At 30.9% G+C, this 18,818-nt stretch carries 12 protein-coding genes; 1 reads left to right on the plus strand and 11 read right to left on the minus strand.

The annotated features are described in order from the left end of the window. Positions 1-321: 321 nt before the first annotated feature. From ACQ65T_RS11010 to tgt, 11 genes are all read right to left on the minus strand, one after another. Positions 322-519, minus strand: a complete 198-nt coding sequence (locus tag ACQ65T_RS11010) for a hypothetical protein (protein WP_430401126.1) — start codon at positions 517-519, stop codon at positions 322-324. A 1-nt stretch (position 520) separates the two neighbouring features. Further along, positions 521-7,117: a LamG-like jellyroll fold domain-containing protein gene (locus ACQ65T_RS11015; protein WP_430401127.1), complete on the minus strand. Its 6,597-nt coding sequence runs from the start codon at positions 7,115-7,117 to the stop codon at positions 521-523. A gap of 99 nt (positions 7,118-7,216) precedes the next feature. Continuing rightward, a complete protein-coding gene (locus ACQ65T_RS11020) occupies positions 7,217-7,876 on the minus strand; it encodes a LytR/AlgR family response regulator transcription factor (protein WP_430401128.1) in 660 nt (219 codons plus the stop codon). Continuing rightward, on the minus strand, positions 7,876-9,576 hold the full coding sequence (locus ACQ65T_RS11025; protein ID WP_430401129.1) for a tetratricopeptide repeat-containing sensor histidine kinase: 1,701 nt from the start codon (positions 9,574-9,576) through the stop codon (positions 7,876-7,878). Before ACQ65T_RS11025 ends, ACQ65T_RS11020 begins: the two co-directional genes overlap by 1 nt. 104 nt (positions 9,577-9,680) lie before the next feature. After that, the gene (locus ACQ65T_RS11030) at positions 9,681-10,592 is read right to left on the minus strand and encodes a glutaminase (protein WP_430401130.1); all 912 of its coding nucleotides are present in this window, start codon (positions 10,590-10,592) and stop codon (positions 9,681-9,683) included. Positions 10,593-10,602: 10 nt separating this feature from the next. Next, entirely contained in the window at positions 10,603-11,796 is a 1,194-nt protein-coding gene (locus tag ACQ65T_RS11035; RefSeq protein ID WP_430401366.1) for an asparagine synthetase B, read from the minus strand. A 145-nt stretch (positions 11,797-11,941) separates the two neighbouring features. Continuing rightward, positions 11,942-13,489 carry a replicative DNA helicase gene (gene dnaB / locus ACQ65T_RS11040; protein WP_430401131.1) on the minus strand — a complete coding sequence of 516 codons (1,548 nt, stop codon included), beginning with the start codon at positions 13,487-13,489 and terminating at the stop codon, positions 11,942-11,944. A 152-nt stretch (positions 13,490-13,641) separates the two neighbouring features. After that, positions 13,642-14,595 carry an acetyl-CoA carboxylase carboxyltransferase subunit alpha gene (locus ACQ65T_RS11045; protein ID WP_430401132.1) on the minus strand — a complete coding sequence of 318 codons (954 nt, stop codon included), beginning with the start codon at positions 14,593-14,595 and terminating at the stop codon, positions 13,642-13,644. A 62-nt stretch (positions 14,596-14,657) separates the two neighbouring features. Then, complete coding sequence (locus tag ACQ65T_RS11050) at positions 14,658-15,557, minus strand: DMT family transporter (protein ID WP_430401133.1); 900 nt, start codon at positions 15,555-15,557, stop codon at positions 14,658-14,660. Continuing rightward, the gene (locus tag ACQ65T_RS11055) at positions 15,544-16,620 is read right to left on the minus strand and encodes an LptF/LptG family permease (RefSeq protein ID WP_430401134.1); all 1,077 of its coding nucleotides are present in this window, start codon (positions 16,618-16,620) and stop codon (positions 15,544-15,546) included. The genes ACQ65T_RS11050 and ACQ65T_RS11055 overlap by 14 nt, the downstream gene beginning before the upstream one ends. A gap of 24 nt (positions 16,621-16,644) precedes the next feature. Further along, positions 16,645-17,775 carry a tRNA guanosine(34) transglycosylase Tgt gene (gene tgt / locus ACQ65T_RS11060; protein WP_430401135.1) on the minus strand — a complete coding sequence of 377 codons (1,131 nt, stop codon included), beginning with the start codon at positions 17,773-17,775 and terminating at the stop codon, positions 16,645-16,647. Positions 17,776-17,961: 186 nt separating this feature from the next. On the opposite strand from tgt, the gene ACQ65T_RS11065 reads away from it, so the two are divergent. Continuing rightward, the gene (locus tag ACQ65T_RS11065; RefSeq protein WP_430401136.1) at positions 17,962-18,810 is read left to right on the plus strand and encodes a transketolase; all 849 of its coding nucleotides are present in this window, start codon (positions 17,962-17,964) and stop codon (positions 18,808-18,810) included. The last annotated feature ends 8 nt before the right edge of the window (positions 18,811-18,818 follow it).

The raw sequence follows: 18,818 nt of genomic DNA on the forward strand, positions 1-18,818 counted from the left end.
CATCTAAAAAAATTAAACTTAGGAAAACTTATTTTTTTTCTATTTCTAGAAGTACATTTTGGACAACTCATGTCTAAATAAATGAATTAAAATATAAATCTATTATTTTTTAAATAAAAATACAAGATTTAACATTACAACTATTAATGTTGATAAGACAATAAGTATTTTGTATATATTTACTTTAATCATCATAATTATATTTTTAATAAAAGTAAAGAATCATTAAGATTAAATCTCAAAAATGTTGTGAACTGCAAGATTTTGTATGTGAATGGCATAAAAAAAGGCTCTATTAACTTAGAGCCTTTTTTTTATTTATTATTTTTTTAATTGAACATGTTTCTGTTTAATAACATAAAATGCATAAACAAATGCTGTAATCATTAAAACAATAAGCCATTGATTAATTGGCACAGGTGGTGGATCATCATCTGCAGGTGGATCAATAGGCTGTGATAAAACATATTGGCTTGATAAGAACAACCCTAATAACAATTTATAACTTAAATTTTTCATTTTATTTCAAAACTTTTTTGGTTAAAACTATACCATTTTCATTTGTAACTCTAACTAGTAATACTTGATTACCAAATGAGTTTAAAACATTAAATTCATTTGAACTTATTCCATTCTTAGAAAATAATTGTCTCCCGGAAACATCATATATTTCAACTGTTTCTAAATAGTTTTTTGAGTCTTCAATTATAATTTGATTACTAGAATTGATAAACACAATTAAATTATTACTTCCTTCAAAGTCTTCATTACTTAACAATCCATTTTTATATACAATTGAAAATCTTTCATTAAAAGTCCCAGCATTTGAGTTGAAATTATATTCTGATTGCTTAATATCATGTTTTATGTTTACCAATTTATCCCAAATATAAATTTCTTGACTCTCAAACAATCCATCAAAAGAATCTAAAGAAATTTTATAATTTCCATCCTGATTGGCTGTAAAACTTAATGGAACCTCATCATTATCCTCAAAAACTAAAGTTCTTCCTTGAATTACATAACGCTCATTATTTAATATTGAAGCAATATTGGTATTTGAATTGGTAAATATTAAACCATCAATTCCTTGATCAAACCCATTAGTTGCACCTGTCATATATGCAATCATCATTTGGTTGTATTCATTAGTTGCATCTGATAAATTCAACCATATACGATGTCTTTCAATAGTACTCTCAGATCTGAAAAATTGACCTGAACTTTGTGCTTGTCTTAAGTTATTTTTAAATCCTACATTTCCTACAGAATTTATATTGCTAATAAATCCTTGTCCTACTTGAGTTAACCCAACTGGCTTATAACCACCTGCTGCTGCTGCAACTCCTCCCGCTTTTGAATAAGAAGCATAATTATTTAATGGATAAACACCACCACTTGCAGGAACTGTATGCGTCCAATAGTACAATGTATTTACACCTAATCCTTGATTTTGAGTAATAAATTGGAAATTATCAATTGGAGACGGATATGGATTACCTAATAAATTGTAACCTACCGTTACTGGAATGGTAATATCACCGTTATTTGGAACTCCTTCAAAAAGACCACTATAAGGGGACAATACTGTTGCATTCCAATTATTTGCTGATCGTATTAAATATCCTTGACCTGTTGTGAAGTTTGTACTACTCGGATCTGCAACTGGAATCCAAGCTGACACTGTCGTTGTACCTGATGGCTCATAAGTATAAAAACGATTCGTTAAAGTTAAAGGCGAAAAATTTAATAAATTTTGCCCAGAAACTGGTGAACTCCATGCTGTATAATCTAATCGTATCATAGGTGCGCTCTCACGGTGCATTTTTATATTTCCTATATTTGTTACGTTACTTACTTGAACTAAATAAGCATTATTTTGAAATTCTAAAGTAGCAGTTGCAGCAACAGTAACAATTCCTTGCACATGTAAAGTTTCATCTGAATTAATTAAAACAATAGATGTTCCATTAACTTGTACAGAACAAGCGCTAAAACCTATACCAGTATAATTACCATTAAAAATTACTTGCTTAGTTGCATCTGGGAAACCATTTGACCAAATTGTTCCGTTCCAAATTGTAGAATCAGCACAAGGACAACTCACTTGTTCAAATTGATTGCGTGTTGTAGTATCGCCTAAACCTAAAACTCCCGATATATTTGAACCTCCAGACCATATACTAGAATCTGTTTTATTTCCCAAAGTTGTACTAATACCAGAAGATATTTGTTGCCAATTTGTATCGGTTCCAATTTGTATCGGTTCGTATGGTAGAGGTGAAGCTACGCCAAATATGCTTTTAGCAACTGAACCCCAAGCCCATAATGTTCCATCTGTTTTAATTGCAAGAGTATATCTATTACCAGAACCAACATAAGCCCAATTTTCTGATAAAACTTTATTAAATGTTGTGCCTGGTAAATTGATAGCTGTTGAAAATCCTCCATCTGATTGAGTATTTAACCCAGCGTGCCAAAGTGTATTGTCATTTTTTAGCGCAAATATATTTGAATGGCCATTAAAAATATTTTTCCAATCACTATCTGATCCTACTTGCGTAAAAAAAGGCACATTAGAACTAAGGCCATTATAATTACTTTGTCCTGATGACCATAAAGTTCCATTAGATTTAATAGCAAATGAAACACGTTGATTAACCGCAATTTTTTCCCAATCAGAATCACCCCCTATTTGAATAGGTGAATTTTGATATGTAGCATTTCCGGTACCTAAATTAATGCTATTTCTACCCCAAGCCCACAAGGTTTTATTTTGTTTAATAGCAAAACTCGATTGGTATTTTGTGTTGATGGTAAACCAGTCAGTAGCTGTACCAACTTGTGTAGGAATTTGTCTGCCTGTGTTATCGCCATGTCCAAGCTGTCCATCGGTATTATCTCCCCAAGTCCATAAAGTTCCATCTGTTTTCAAAGCCATAGAATGTGAAAATCCAACTGCAATTTTATCCCAATTTGAATCTGTCCCCACTTGTGTAGGAATTAACCTATCTGTAGTGTCATTTAAGCCTAATTCACCTGTAGTATTTTTACCCCATGCCCACAACGTTCCGTTATTAGCAATTGCTATCGTATGATTAAATGTTTCTACAACTTTCCAACAACCATAGTCTAAAGAAGGTAAAACATTTACTGTAATTTTAATTCTTTCACTTGTACATCCATTCGCATTGGTACTCGAAACCCAATAGAAAATTAATCCCGGATTTGAAGTATCTACTACTGGCGCTGTAATACTACCTGTACCAACTAAATTATCATACCATAATAAGCCCGTGCCAGCAGAAGTAGCTGTTAAAGGAGTAGCGACATCTCCCACTTGATAAGTATAAGAAGATGTAGTTATAGGCAAATTAGGATTTGATATACCTGAAATTATAGGAGAACCATCTATTCGGTTTGAAGAAGTTCCTGATAAATTAAAGTTAGCAAAACTATTCGTAACATTTGTTCCGCTTACTGTTTCATAAATTTGGGTAAAATTAGTGTTATCACCGTTAGCAATTCCTTCATTAAATTTAAAATATTGTGTTAACCCGTTTTCATTACCATTAAGTTCACAATACATTCTACCTATAATTTGTTCTTGGCTTAAGGCGATGTTCCAAATACGAACTTCATCAATTTCGCCACTAAATTTATCATTACCAAAGACATCTTGCGCACCAATGTACATTACACTTATAAGTTGACCAACATTAGTATGTGTATCTATTAAAATACCATTTTTATATAATTTAGAAACATTACCTGATTCATCTACTGTTACAGCAATATGAGTCCATGTGTTTAGAGGCAAAACAACATTATCCGACATAATTAGACCTGGATAATTTTTATTACCAGCTTTTAAAATTCCATTGTCTAACCAAATATGATTCTCAACACTTGAAATTTGATTACATGAAAGAATTTGCCTTTCCCCTGTAAAATCGTTTGGTTTTATCCATACTTCTTTTGTATAAGTAGGCGTACTACTAATTGTAACTCCTAAATAATCATTAACACCATCTAAATGTAAGTGAGTCGCAGTTGTAGAAGTAACAACTACAACCTCTACTCTATTACTTTCGCATCCATTTGCGTTAGTACTTGAAACCCAATATGACACACTTCCTAAAGCTGAAGTATCTGGGATTGGTGCAGTTGTTGTACCTGTTCCACCAATTGCTGTTGTGTACCACAATAATCCTGTCGCACTTGAAGTAGCTGTTAAAGCTGTTGCTGTTGCACCTTGATAATAATTAACCGGAGAAGTTACAGTTGGTAAAGCTAAAACTGAAGGTTCAACAATACTCACTTGTGTTCCACCAGGATAGGTAGTACAACCTAATGAATCATACACATAAAACGAATATACTCCTGGAGCTAATCCTGTTACAGAATTCGTTGCTGCTCCATTACTCCATAAATAAGTATAAGGTGGTGTTCCTCCCGTTACAGTTCCTGAAGCAGTACCATCGTTAGCGCCATTACAAGTAATGTCATTTTTAGTTAAACTAACTGCAAACGGAGCTGGTTGAGTGATCGTAACACTTGTACTTATTTGACAAGATAATGCAGAACTAAATGCTGTAACTGTATATGCACCTGCGCTTAAACCTGATGCTGTTGCATTTGTATTTCCGTTACTCCATAATATGTCATATAAGCCAGAACCATCTGAAGCTGCAATTGTAGCCGAACCAGTACTTGTACCATAACAAGTTAAGTTTGTTTGTGAACTAATAATTAAAGAAATTATGCTAACTTGAACAGTAGTTCTTGAACTTTCACATCCGTTTGCATTAATTTCAGAAACATAGTATGTAGCTTCAGTTAAAACTGTGGTGTCAGCAAGAGGCGTTCCACCAGATGCTGTACTATACCATAAAAAACCACTACTAGTCGCTGGAACTAAATCAGCTACTGTAGCATTACTTGAATCACAAAAACTTTGGTTAGAAGCTACAGGAGCACTTGGAATAAAAACTGGTGATCCAGAAATCCAGTTTGATGTTGTACCTGTTAAACCAAAGTTATTTAAATTACCATTGTTCGCATTTGTAGTATAATCAATTAATGTTGTAACTGTTGCATTATTTGCAGCATCATTCCCTTGATTAAAATTATAATATGCTACTAATCCGGTTTCACTTCCTATAATTCCACAATTTTTATTTCCGTCAATTTCTAGGTTTGTTCTTGCAACATTCCAAATACGAAGATCATCTAAATTTCCATTGTAAAATCGTCCTGTTTGTTGAAGGTTTTCTCCAATTGAAACATTAAAAGCAGAATTATCAAAATTCCCAGTTGCTGAAATACTATTTTCTAAAATTCCATCAATATAAATTATTGCATTTGCTCCATCATAAGTAACAGCTACATGATGCCAATTACCATCTGTCACAGAAGTTGTAGAGAAAAAATCAGTAAAAGCCCCATTTCCAGCAAACCCAACTGTCCCAGTAGATGTTAATGCAACTCTCCAACTATCATCTCCTTTTGCTACAAAAGCATCCCATTGTTGAGGAATGACATTTGAGTTCATCCAAAACTCAACAGTCATTTGATTGGTAAAATCAAAGTTAGATTCATTTGGCAAAACCACATAATCATTTGTACCGTCAAAATTTAAGTGAGTTGCAGTTCCAGTTCCATTTACTATAACTGTAATTTTTACTCTTTCGCTTTCACAATCGTTTGCATTTGTACTTGAAACCCAATAAGCAATATTACCAGGAGTCGATGTACTTGGTGTTGGCGCAGTTGAAGAACCAATTCCACCAATTGCAGTAGTGTACCATAACAATCCTGTTGCACTTGAAGTTGCCGATAAAGAGGCTGCTGTATCACCCTGATTATAAATTACTAAATCAGAAGCAAGTGTTGGTATAGTTGGTGTGAAAATTGGAGAACCAGAAACCCAATTTGAAATAGAATTATTTAACGTAAAATTTGTTAATGTTCCATTATTTGCATTAGGTGTAGCATCATTTGCTATAGAAATACCTGAATTATCTGCTCCACCAATTCCTTGATTAAATTTATAATAAGCGACTAAACCTGTTTCATTCCCTGTTAATTCGCAGTTTTTATTAGAATTAATTTCAGCTGTTGATTTAGAAATATTCCATATTCGAATATCATCAATATCTCCTGCATAATATCTACCAGTTGCCTGCAAGTTTTCGGCAATAGAAACATTAAAATTATTGTTGTTAAAATTTACACTTGCAGGAATACTAATTTGTTGCACTCCATCAACTACTATTCTTGCTGTACCACCACCATAACTAACAGCTACATGGTGCCAGGTGCCATCAATAACTGATGTTGTAGAAGTAACTCCACTACCTGTATTAATTCCAAAATTAATCCTTCCAACGTTTGTTCCTGAATTAGTTAAAGCAATACGCCAACTATTATCGCCTTTAGCGATTAATGCGTCCCATTGTTGAGGTATTGTATTTGATCTCATCCAAAATTCCACAGTCATTTGATTTGTAAAATCAAAAGCAGATTCATTTGGCAATACTATATGATCATTTATTCCGTCAAAATTTAAATGAGTTGCTGGAGTTATTGCTACTGGTGGTGCAATTACAAAAGTTTTGAACCATAAATCATTAGCAAATTGAAGCGGAGTCCCTTGACTAAAATACATTATTCCAGCATAGTTATTACTTGTGCCTTGAATGTTTACAGCTCCAGAAATACCTCTAAGATCAATAGTATATGAACTTCCTGAACTTACAGGAACTAAACTTGACAAAGGGATTATTAACTCTTCATAGCTATCTGTTACTGGTGCTGCTGCTATGGTAAAAATAGTTGTATTTAACACAGTTCCTCCATATCCATTTCCATCAAAAATTCGTAATTGAAAATCTCCAGAAATATACGCTGAAGAAAAATTACCAATTCTAATATTTACTTGTGACAAATCTCCATTTAAGCCAGCAATAAATTGTTGTCCCATATTTTGTGTTGAACTAATAGTAAAATTAGAACCGCTCAAACTAACTGGAGCATTTGACTGATCTAAAGTTTGTCCAAGCAAAGAAAATTGAAAAAGTAAAAATCCAATTAAAAAGTAAAGTTTTGATTTCATAAGCTAATAGTATTTTGTAATAGGAACAAAAATATACACTACAACTTCTGAAATTGAAAAAATGGTGTGAAAGCAACGAACTTTGTATGTGAAAAAAAATTAAAAACTTACTTCGTAATTTTTAGAAATTGGAATTTCATGATTATCAATAAAAACACTCTTATTTGTTTTCTTTTGTATTTTAGTTTTATTGATTGCATATGAACGATGTACTCTAATAAAATTTAGATTTACTATTTCTTCTAAAAAGCCTTCTAATGATTTTCGAACCGAAATTTTCTTTGAAGTAGTTTGAATATCAATGTAATTGTTATCGCTTTTAACAAACAAAATATCCTCGTGATTAATAGTTATTAAGTCATAACCGTCTTTAATTGTTAAGGTTTTCGATTGTTTTTTTAACAACGCTAATTTAATTGCGGCTATTAAATCTTCTTTTTTAATTGGCTTAGTTAAATAAGATTCAGGATTAGTTGCCAATGCTTTACTCATTAAGCTTTCATCATATTGACCCGTTAAAAAAATAACCATTGCATTTTTTGCTGAATTAGACAATTCAATTCCTGAATTCTTTCCTTGTAAATTAATATCTAAAATAATTATTTCGGGTTGAAAGTTTTGAAATGCTTCCATTGCAGTTATAGCTTTGTTTGCAATTATTATATTCTTAAAACCCTCTTTATTTAGCAGGTTGTAAATAAAATCAGCTATAATAATTTCGTCTTCGACAATTAATATTTTTGTATTAAAATTCATCATTATTCTATTAATTTGATAAATGAAATTTGAAAACCATTGGTTGTTTTTATTGAGCACTCTACTTCCAATTGTCTACACAATTGATGAATCAAAGAAGGTTTTGGCATGGGCTTACCCTTTATTAGTTGACCATTATCTTGGTAATTTAAAATTATCTGGTTTTTTTCTATCGTAAGATTGAAATCAATTTGTTTATAAGCTTGGTCATAAAAAGCATGCTTAATTGAATTAATATACAATTCTGTTAAAATTAATCCTATATACATTGCTTGATCAATGTTTATTTTAAAAGAAGATACTTCAAAATTCGAAATAATATCATTTTGTTTGAAAAGTTCGGAAAAATTAGAATAAATATCAGTTAGGTAATCTTTAATTTCTATATTTTTTTTATCGTTTGATTTATACAAATGCCTGTGCAAAGTTGCTATAGAACTGATTTTGCTTATTATCTTTTTAAATTCAATTCTTTCAGAATGCGTTGATTTATCTAGTTGATTATTAATTAAAATTGTTATTAATTGTAAATTATTATTTATACGATGATGCGCTTCACTTAATAAAAATTCATTTTCGTCAGATAATACACGAAGCTGTTTATTTGATTTTTGCTCTCTTTTAAAAAAATAAGTTAAGGTAAAAACACCTATTGTGGTTAAAATAAAAATAATAAAAACTAACCAAAACTTTTTTCTACTATTTGCGATTTCAAGATTTTGAATTTTAATTTCGTTTTCATGTACTTGAATTTGTTTTTCTTTTTCCGCTAAATCAAATTTTTTTTCAACGACATTTAGCTTAAAATAAGCTTCTTGATTATTCATATCTTGCGTATATTTATAAACTTTATCCGCAGCAAATAATGCTTTTTTAAGTTGATTTGTTTCCCTGTAATATTCTTTTATTTGCAAAAAAAGACTGAATTTTTGTCTAACATTTGATCCTTCTTCTACTTTAGTTATTAATCTTTCTAATAATTCAACTGCTTTTTTATTGTCTTTCTTAAATGTAGCATGAAGTTTTGCTAAATTAAAAGAAATATCAATTTCCGGATTTAATAATTGGTGCTTTTGTGCATAATTTAAAGCCGTTTCATATTTAGCAAATGCCTTATTTTTATCACCTTTATAATCTTCAATTTGTGCAACTTCATTTAAGGTATAAGCAATAACTTCCTTGTTTTTAATTTGCTTTTCTAAATTGATAATTTGCTTCGCTATTTGTTTTACAATTTCTAAAGTATCTTTACTTCCATCATGATAACCATTTAAAATTGCCATTTTTCTATTTAATGCATAGGCAACAATATCTTTATTTTTAATTTTTTGAAGATTAAATTTTTCAATATTTAAAAGACTAGTTTCGGCTTTTTTCTTTTCAGCTAAATACCTATAAAATTCAGTTTTTAAAGTATAGGTATAGAGCAAACTATCTTCAATATTTCTGCTTTGGTAATCTTTTTCTGCTTTGGTAATATAGTAAAAACTTGAATCTGTTATATTTTGAAACTTTAAGACATTCGCATACATCAGGTAATATTTTGACTTATTGTTTTTAGCCTTACGAATTGCAGTTTGAATAGATGATGTAGCTTCTTCTATTTGATTATTTTTCAAATAAAATGCTGCACGATCGTACTCAATTTCTTGAGAAAAAGTCGTAAAAGAGAGAAAAAAGAAAAGTAAAAGTACTTTCTTCATGATTTAGTTTGAATTTAAAACAAACCCATAAATTTAATTGATTTGATTTTACAATTAGAAAAATGTTGTAAAAACATCAAAGTTTGTATGTGAATAAGATTTTTCTAAAAAATAGACATTCCTGTTTTGGTAGTAAAAAGCTCTAAAGCGTGCATTCCTAATTCCGAGTTACCTTTTTCATTTAATCTAGGATTCCAAGTTGCGATTGTGAATTTTTTTGGAAACAAAGCTACAATTCCACCACCAATTCCACTTTTTCCCGGCAAACCAACTTTGTATGTAAACTCTCCTGACTCGTCGTAGAAACCACAAGTTTGCATAATAGCATTTAATCTTTTGGTTTGACTTTCTGTTAAAATTTGTTCGTTATCTTTTGTTTTTCCTGCATTGGCAAAAAAATAGAATGCTTGTGCTAATTCATTACATGACATTTCAACAGAACATTGATGAAAATAAAAATCTAATACTTCATCTACATCATTTTCAATATTACCAAACGACTTTAAAAAATTAGCTAAAGCTCTATTTCTAAATCCAGTATCTTTTTCTGATTGTGCTACTTTTGGATTATAATTAATTGTATCACTTCCTGAAATAGTTTTTAAAAAAATTAAAAAATCATCTTTAGGGTTTTTAAAAAGAGAAACAATCATATCTGCAATAACAATTGCGCCAGCATTTATAAAAGGGTTTCTTGGAATTCCTTTTTCATATTCTAATTGTACCAATGAGTTAAACGGATCACCAGAAGGTTCAACATCAACTCGTTGCCAAACTTTTTCTCCCAACTTTGAAAATGCCATTGCTAATGTTAATGGCTTGGAAACGCTTTGAATAGAAAATCGTTCATTACTATCTCCAACTCCATAATTTTGGCCATCTATAGTTACTAGGTGAATGCCAAATTTGGAAGGGTCGATTTTTGACAATTCGGGTATTGAATTTGAGACTTTTCCTTCAAGATTCATTGAAAGAACTTCAGAATATACCTCGTTTAAAACTGATTGAAAATTCATTTAAATTATATTATGTTTTCAATTTCTTTTTCCTAGCTGCTGGAAACAAAACGTTGTTTAAAATTAGGCGATAACCAGGTGAATTTGGATGTAAATCTAAAACAGTTGGCGCATCTCCTACTCTATGTTGATAATCTTCTGGGTCGTGACCACCATAAAAAGTAAACATTCCTTTTCCTTTTGTTCCGTGAATATAACGTGCTTCAGCGTTTATTTTATTTTCGCCTAATAATAAAACACTCGATTTTATTTTATCTGAGGCAAAAGCGGTTGTTTGTCCCATAAATCCTTTTACTAGCTGAGTATGATTTTGACATAACATGGTAGGAATTGGGTCCCATTTTGCAGAAAAATCCATTAAAGAAAAATAATCTTGTTCCATTTTTATTATTCCCTTTTGCCTATCATTTGTGGTATCAATATCTGAAAACTCATAAACCATAGGGTTTCTTTCCAAATTAAAATCTTTAAAAGCAAATGAATTTCTATAATCAATTAACGCTTGATAATTAGCATCACTTTTATCACCATCAAACATTGGTTCGCAAATATCAATTCCCTCAGATGCTAGAGCTATATCAAAACTATCAGTAGCAGAACACATTGCAAACATAAAACCGCCACCTATAACATAATCTCTGATTTTTGAAGCTACAGCTAATTTTTCTTCCGATACTTTATTATATCCTAAACTTTTAGCTAAATTTTCAGCATCTCTTTTTTGCTCTATATACCAAGGAGCATTTCTGTATGCACCAAAAAACTTACCATATTGACCTGTAAAGTCTTCATGATGTAAATGTAACCAATCGTATAAAATCAGTTGATCTGATAAAACTTCTTCGTCATAAATTTCAGTATAAGGAATTTCGGCATAGGTAAGAACCATTGTGACAGCATCGTCCCATGGTTGTTTCCCTTTTGGTGTGTATACTGCAATTTTTGGTGCTTTTTCTAAAACAACTGTTTCCATATTTTGTGATGGGCTGCTTATTTCTTCTAAAATAGCATTCATTTTACTTTCTGAAAACACTTCAAATGTAACTCCACGTATTTGACATTCTTTTCTTACTTCATCAGTATCTGGTAAAAGAAAAGAACCGCCTCTATAATTTAGTAACCAACTTACTTTATATTGCTTTTCTAAAGCCCAATAGGTAATTCCATACGCTTTTAAATGGTTTTGTTGACCTTCTGCTTCCATAGGAAGCAATATAAAAGCTGCTTTAGCATAAAAGCTAGAAAGAAAGAAAAGAATAGTTATGATTAATTTCAATGATATAAGTTTTATCTCAAAGATATAAGAAATTTAGGAATATAAAAAAATCCCGAGTAAACGGGATTATGTTTTAAAAAGGAACATCAGAATCGTCTTCAAAATCATTCATATTACTACCAAAAGCTTCATTTGGAGAAGGTAAATTTGGGGTTATAAATGGATTAGAGTCATCTAAATTCATTTTTGAAGGTAAATCATCAAAAGTGTTACCAAAAGTATCCAGATTATCAAACTTACCAAGGTTACCTACAAACTTTAATCTGATGTTTTCTAATCCACCGTTACGGTGCTTAGCAACAATAAATTCTGCCTGCCCTTGAGTGGGTGAATGTTCGTCATCATCCCATTCATCAATTTTATAATATTCAGGGCGGTAAATAAACGAAACAATATCAGCATCTTGTTCAATTGCACCCGATTCCCTTAAATCAGAAAGCAAAGGTCTCTTACTTGAACCACGGGTTTCTACAGCACGAGATAATTGAGATAATGCAATAACCGGAATGGATAATTCTTTTGCTAAAGCTTTTAAGTTTCTTGAAATAGTAGATATTTCTTGTTCACGATTTCCTCCTCCTTTTCCATTTCCACCAGCAGTCATCAATTGTAAATAATCAACTACAATAAGTTTTATTCCATGTTGAGAAGCTAAACGTCTTGCTTTAGCACGTAAATCAAAAATAGAAAGTGAAGGCGTATCATCTATAAATAAAGGTGCTTTTTCTAAATCCTTTACTTTAATTGATAATTGTTCCCATTCGTGTTTTTCTAATTTTCCTGTTCTTAATTTTTCTGAAGAAAGGCCTGTTTCAGAAGAAATTAAACGTGTTATCAATTGTACAGACGACATCTCTAATGAGAAAAACGCAACAGGTGCATTATAATCAATAGCCATATTTCGTGCCATTGACAAGGTAAATGCCGTTTTACCCATACCAGGGCGGGCAGCAATAATTATTAAATCAGAAGGTTGCCAACCTGAAGTTAGTTTGTCCAAATCATGAAAGCCAGTTGGTATTCCGCTCAAACCTTCTTTACCAGCAATTTCTTCAATACGTTTTTTAGCTTGAATTACTAAACTTTGTGCCGTTTCGGAACTACGTTTAATATTCCCTTGTGTTACTTCATATAATTTTGATTCCGCTTTATCCAATAAATCAAAGACATCTGTAGTTTCATCATACGATTCTTCAATAATTTCATTTGAAATTTTTATTAAACTTCTTTGAATGTATTTTTGAAGAATGATTCTAGAGTGAAATTCAATATGAGCTGAAGAGGATATTTTTTGTGTTAACTGTATAAGGTAGAAATCACCACCTGCTAAATCAAGTTTTGCTTCTTTTTTTAATTGAGCAGAAACAGTTAATAAGTCAATAGGTTGTGTATCGTTAAAAAGAGCAACAATAGCTTCAAAAATATGCTTATGAGCTTCTTTATAAAAAGCATCTGGTTGCAAAATATCAATTACCTCATCAACCCCTTTTTTATCAATCATCATTGCACCCAAAACTGCTTCCTCAAGGTCTATTGCTTGCGGTGGCAACTTACCTTTTTCAAGGTTTATAATTGTTGCTTTATCTGCTTTAAAAGCACTAAAGTTTTTGATGTTTTCCATTGTGCTAAGGTAATTATTTTAAATAAAAAACACATTAAAATTGTAAGTACAGCTATGTTAAAAAACTGTTGATAACTACAATTATTATGTTAATAACCATAAAAAAATCCGAAACGGTAAGGTTTCGGACTTTACATTGTATAAAAATAAGCTTATTCTTTGAATTCACCCATATTACTGTACTTGTCCATTCTTTTAGCAATTAAATCTTTTGTTGATAATTTATTTAATTCATTAAAAGTTTTGGTAATATATTCTTCAACAGTTTTAAATGTTGTTTCCCTATCGTGATGAGCCCCACCTAGAGGTTCAGGAATAATATCGTCAATAAGTTTTTGTTTTTTCATGTCAATTGCAGTAAGCTTTAACGCTTCAGCTGCCTGCTCTTTAAACTCCCAGCTGCGCCATAAAATTGAAGAGCATGATTCTGGAGAGATAACTGAATACCAAGTATTCTCTAACATGAACACTTTATCTCCTACTCCAATACCTAAAGCACCACCTGATGCACCTTCACCAACTATTACAGCAATGATAGGAACTTGAAGACGGAACATTTCAAAAATATTTCGAGCAATTGCTTCTCCTTGTCCTCTTTCTTCAGCTTCTAGACCTGGATAAGCACCCGGAGTGTCAATTAAAGTAATAACAGGAATTCCAAATTTCTCTGCCATTTTCATTAAACGAAGTGCTTTTCTATATCCTTCAGGATTAGCCATACCAAAATTACGATATTGACGTGTTTTAGTATTGTATCCTTTTTGTTGCCCAATAAGCATATAAGATTGACCATCAATTTTACCTAAACCTCCAACCATTGCTTTATCGTCTTTTACACCTCTGTCTCCAAAAAGTTCCAAAAAGGTACCTTTACAAAGAGCTTTAATGTAATCTAAAGTATATGGTCTATCTGGATGTCTTGACAATTGAACACGTTGCCAGGCAGTAAGATTCTTATATATATTCTTTTTAGTCTCTTTTAATTTTTTTTCAATTTGTTTGCATGTTGCTGTAACATCAACGTCAGATTCTTCACCAATTATTTGACACTTGTCTAATTGATCTTCTAACTCTTTAATGGGAAGTTCAAAATCTAAATATTCCATAGGAAATGTTTGTTTTTAGTTTCGTTTGTTAAGACAAAGATAAAATTTTCAATCAATATACCTTACACTAACTCTGATTTAGTTTCTTGTTTTTTTGTTTTTTTTATTAAACCATTTAATATTACAGTCAACAATATAATTCCCGCTCCAACATAAAACATTGGGTTCATATGTTCTGAGTCTTTAAAGATTAAAAGGGCAAGTATAATTCCGTAAATTGGCTCTAAGTTGATGGTGAGCATAACTGTGTATGGACTTAAATACTTCATCACTTTAACTGATGCTATAAAAGCATAAGCAGTACACACAGAAGCTAATAAAATTAACCATCCTAAATCTTCAATTGACAAAGAAAAAAAATCTATTGTGAATCCATCTGTGAATAGAAGATAAATACTTAAAAAAGCAACTCCACCTGATAATTCATAAAAAGAAATTACAGAAGGCATATAAATCTTAGTATATTTTGCATTAATCACAGTGAAAAGGGCTGACAAGAACGCAGAAGTTAATGCTAAAACTATCCCAAATACATAATCAACTTCTACATTAAAAATTATATATAAACCGGCTATTACAATTAATCCAAAAAGCACTTCATACCACACAACTTTTTTACCAAATAATAATGGTTCTAAAATAGATGTAAAAAAAGCACCCGTTGACAAACAAGCAAGTGTTACCGATACATTAGAAACCTTAATTGCTTTAAAAAATGTTAGCCAATGTAAAGCAATTATTAAACCCGCAAATAAAAATGAAAGAAATGTTTTTTTGGGAATTTTAAGATCTATATTTTTTATCTTAATGTAAATTAAAATAAAAACAACCGCTAGAGACATTCGCCACCAAACTAACGGCAAAGCATCTAAAGAAATTAATGCACCTAAAATTGCTGTAAAACCCCAAATAAAAACAATAAAATGGAGTAACAAATAACTTTTTAAATTATCGTTTTGCATTTTTTAAAAGATAAATTGCTAAAATTCCAAAAACAAAATTAGGTATCCAAACTGCAATAAATGGATGAAAAGATGATTTTTCTGCCAATGTACCAAATACTTTATCAAAAAAGATGAAAGTAAATGCAATTACAATTCCTATTGCAAGGTTTACTCCCATCCCACCACGTCTTTTCATTGAAGATACTGCAACAGCTATTAATGTTAAAATAAAAGCTGAAATTGGTAAGCTGAACTTTTTATAAAACACAACCAAATAAGTATTAATATTTGCGTTTCCTTTTTTTCTTTCTTTATTAATAAAAGCATTTAAATCGCCAATTGACATAGTCTCAGCAACATAAACCACAGGCGTTAAATCATCAGGCTCAAAATTAAACTCTAAGATTTTCTTATCACTAGACTCTAATATATCATTTGTAACTCCAACAGTTCTTTTAATATAATTATGAAGAGTATATTTTTTTATTTTTGGATTGTATTTAATTCTATTTGAAGTAATCTTGTAGAGTAATTTATTCTCTTTGAATTTTTCGAAAGTAAAATTAAATCCCGTTTGAGACATGTAATTGTAATTACTAACATAGATAAATTCGTCAGTATTGATTTGTCTAAAAATATCAGAAGTTTCTCTTGTTTGATTATTCCCTTTTAAATTTTTATACCTAAAATCATTGAATCCTTTACTCGCAGCTGGGACTAAGAAAAAACCCATCATTAAAGCAAATAAAGAGACTAAAGTTGCACCAATAAAAAAAGGTCTTAGAAATCTATTAAATGAAATACCTGAACTTAAAATTGCTATTACTTCTGTATTATTTGCTAATTTTGAAGTAAACCAAATAACTGATAAAAATAAAAATATTGGAAATAATAGATTTGCAAAATATATTATAAAATCTCCATAGTATACTATAACCTCTGAAAAAGCAACTTTACTAGCTATCATTCTATTTACTTTCTCCGAGACATCGATGACAATTCCAATAGGAATAAACATTAACAGCATTACTGAAAAAGTACCTAAATATCTTTTTAAAATATACTTATCTATTATTTTCATTTAGTATGAGCTAAATATAGTTTTCTATAATTTATTATTCATTTGAATAACCATTTTATCTTTCCATTCTCTAAACGTTCCTGCTATAATTTGTCGTCTTGCTTCACGAACTAACCACATATAAAATCCCAAATTATGAATGGTAGCAATTTGCTTACCAAGATACTCATTTGCGACAAATAAATGACGTAAGTAAGCTTTTGAATATTCTAGATCCACCCAAGTATGTCCCATTTCATCTACAGGAGAAAAATCAGCTTCCCACTTTTTATTTTTAATATTAATAGAACCGTAAGCAGTAAATAACATTCCATTTCTTGCATTACGTGTTGGCATTACACAATCAAACATGTCAATTCCTAATGCTATATTTTCAAGAATATTAATTGGAGTACCCACTCCCATTAAATATCTTGGTTTATCTTCAGGTAAAATAGCGGTAACTACCTCTGTCATTGCATACATTTCTTCTGCCGGCTCCCCTACAGAAAGACCACCAATTGCATTTCCAACTGCACCTGCATTTGCTATATATTCTGCTGATTGGGCTCTTAAATCTTTATAAGTACTCCCTTGTACAATTGGAAAAAAAGATTGTTCATATCCATATTTAAAAGGTAATTTATCTAAATGCGAAATACATCTGTCAAGCCAACGGTGAGTCATATGCATTGATCTTTTTGCATAACGATAATCACAAGGATAAGGTGTACATTCATCAAATGCCATAATAATATCTGCTCCAATTGTACGTTGGATTTCCATTACATTTTCAGGCGTAAAAACATGATAAGAACCATCAATATGACTTTTAAATTTTACACCTTCTTCTTTAATCTTTCTATTAGAAGACAAAGAATAAACTTGATAACCTCCAGAATCAGTTAGAATATTTCGATCCCAATTCATAAATTTATGTAAACCTCCCGCTTTTTCAAGTATGTCGGTTTTTGGTCTTAAATACAAATGATAAGTATTTCCAAGAATAATATCTGGATTTATTTCTTCTCTTAACTCTCTTTGGTGTACACCTTTAACTGAAGCAACAGTACCAACCGGCATAAATATAGGTGTTTCTATTGTTCCGTGATCTGTTGTTAAAGTAGCAGCTCTTGCTTTACTATTGGTGTCTTTTTTTATTAAATCGAACTTCATATCTGTTTTTTACAAGCGCAAATATAAATCAATTAGATAACTTGCGTATAAGAACAATCAAAATTTTAGAATTGTTTTATGATTTACATTATCAACAAATAATTAATTAAAATGGGATAACTTACTTAAAAAAGGTTTGTTGAAAGAAAAATTTAAAAGTATTTTTGCCTAAACTATTTTATTTCAATGAAATCAAACACACAACAATTACAAGATTTAACTTTACAAGTTAGAAGAGACATTCTTAGAATGGTACATGCTGTAAACTCAGGTCACCCAGGTGGATCACTAGGATGTACTGAATTCTTAGTTACTTTGTACAACAACTTAATGGATAGAAAAGAGGGATTTAATATGGACGGAATTGGAGAAGACTTATTCTTCCTTTCAAACGGACATATTTCTCCGGTATTCTATAGCGTTCTTGCTAGAACAGGATATTTTCCTGTATCCGAATTAGCAACATTTAGACTAATCAATTCAAGACTACAAGGTCATCCAACAACTCATGATCATTTACCAGGAGTAAGAATGGCATCTGGTTCATTAGGACAAGGTTTATCAGTTAGTATTGGAGCTGCTCAAGCAAAAAAACTAAACAATGATAATCATTTAGTTTATACTCTTTTAGGTGATGGTGAATTACAAGAAGGTCAAAACTGGGAAGCAATTATGTATGCTTCTGCAAAAAAAGTAGACAATCTTATTGCAACCGTTGACTTAAACGGAAAACAAATTGACGGAACTACTGATGAAGTTTTAGCAATGGGAAGTCTTAAAGCTAAATTTGAAGCTTTCGATTGGGAAGTTCTAGAAATTAAAGAAGGAAATAATATTGGAGCAATTTTAGCCGGAATGAATGAAGCTAAATCAAAAACTGGAAAAGGAAAACCAGTTTGTATTTTACTTCATACAGAAATGGGTAATGGAGTTGACTTTATGATGCATACACATGCTTGGCATGGGAAAGCACCAAATGATGAGCAATTAGCAAATGCATTAGCTCAAAACACATCAACTTTAGCTGATTATTAATTCTTCAA

Origin of the sequence: Flavobacterium sp., from assembly GCF_965284515.1 — a bacterium.
Taxonomy (GTDB): Bacteria; Bacteroidota; Bacteroidia; order Flavobacteriales; family Flavobacteriaceae; genus Flavobacterium.

Coding starts and splice junctions, on each gene's coding strand:
- ACQ65T_RS11010 (WP_430401126.1), bottom strand. CDS start 519: ATGAAAAATTTAAGTTATAAATTGTTATTAGGGTTGTTCTTATCAAGC.
- ACQ65T_RS11065 (WP_430401136.1), top strand. CDS start 17,962: ATGAAATCAAACACACAACAATTACAAGATTTAACTTTACAAGTTAGA.
- ACQ65T_RS11055 (WP_430401134.1), bottom strand. CDS start 16,620: ATGAAAATAATAGATAAGTATATTTTAAAAAGATATTTAGGTACTTTT.
- ACQ65T_RS11050 (WP_430401133.1), bottom strand. CDS start 15,557: ATGCAAAACGATAATTTAAAAAGTTATTTGTTACTCCATTTTATTGTT.
- ACQ65T_RS11020 (WP_430401128.1), bottom strand. CDS start 7,876: ATGATGAATTTTAATACAAAAATATTAATTGTCGAAGACGAAATTATT.
- ACQ65T_RS11035 (WP_430401366.1), bottom strand. CDS start 11,796: ATGGAAGCAGAAGGTCAACAAAACCATTTAAAAGCGTATGGAATTACC.
- ACQ65T_RS11015 (WP_430401127.1), bottom strand. CDS start 7,117: ATGAAATCAAAACTTTACTTTTTAATTGGATTTTTACTTTTTCAATTT.
- dnaB (WP_430401131.1), bottom strand. CDS start 13,489: ATGGAAAACATCAAAAACTTTAGTGCTTTTAAAGCAGATAAAGCAACA.
- ACQ65T_RS11045 (WP_430401132.1), bottom strand. CDS start 14,595: ATGGAATATTTAGATTTTGAACTTCCCATTAAAGAGTTAGAAGATCAA.
- ACQ65T_RS11025 (WP_430401129.1), bottom strand. CDS start 9,576: ATGAAGAAAGTACTTTTACTTTTCTTTTTTCTCTCTTTTACGACTTTT.
- ACQ65T_RS11030 (WP_430401130.1), bottom strand. CDS start 10,592: ATGAATTTTCAATCAGTTTTAAACGAGGTATATTCTGAAGTTCTTTCA.
- tgt (WP_430401135.1), bottom strand. CDS start 17,775: ATGAAGTTCGATTTAATAAAAAAAGACACCAATAGTAAAGCAAGAGCT.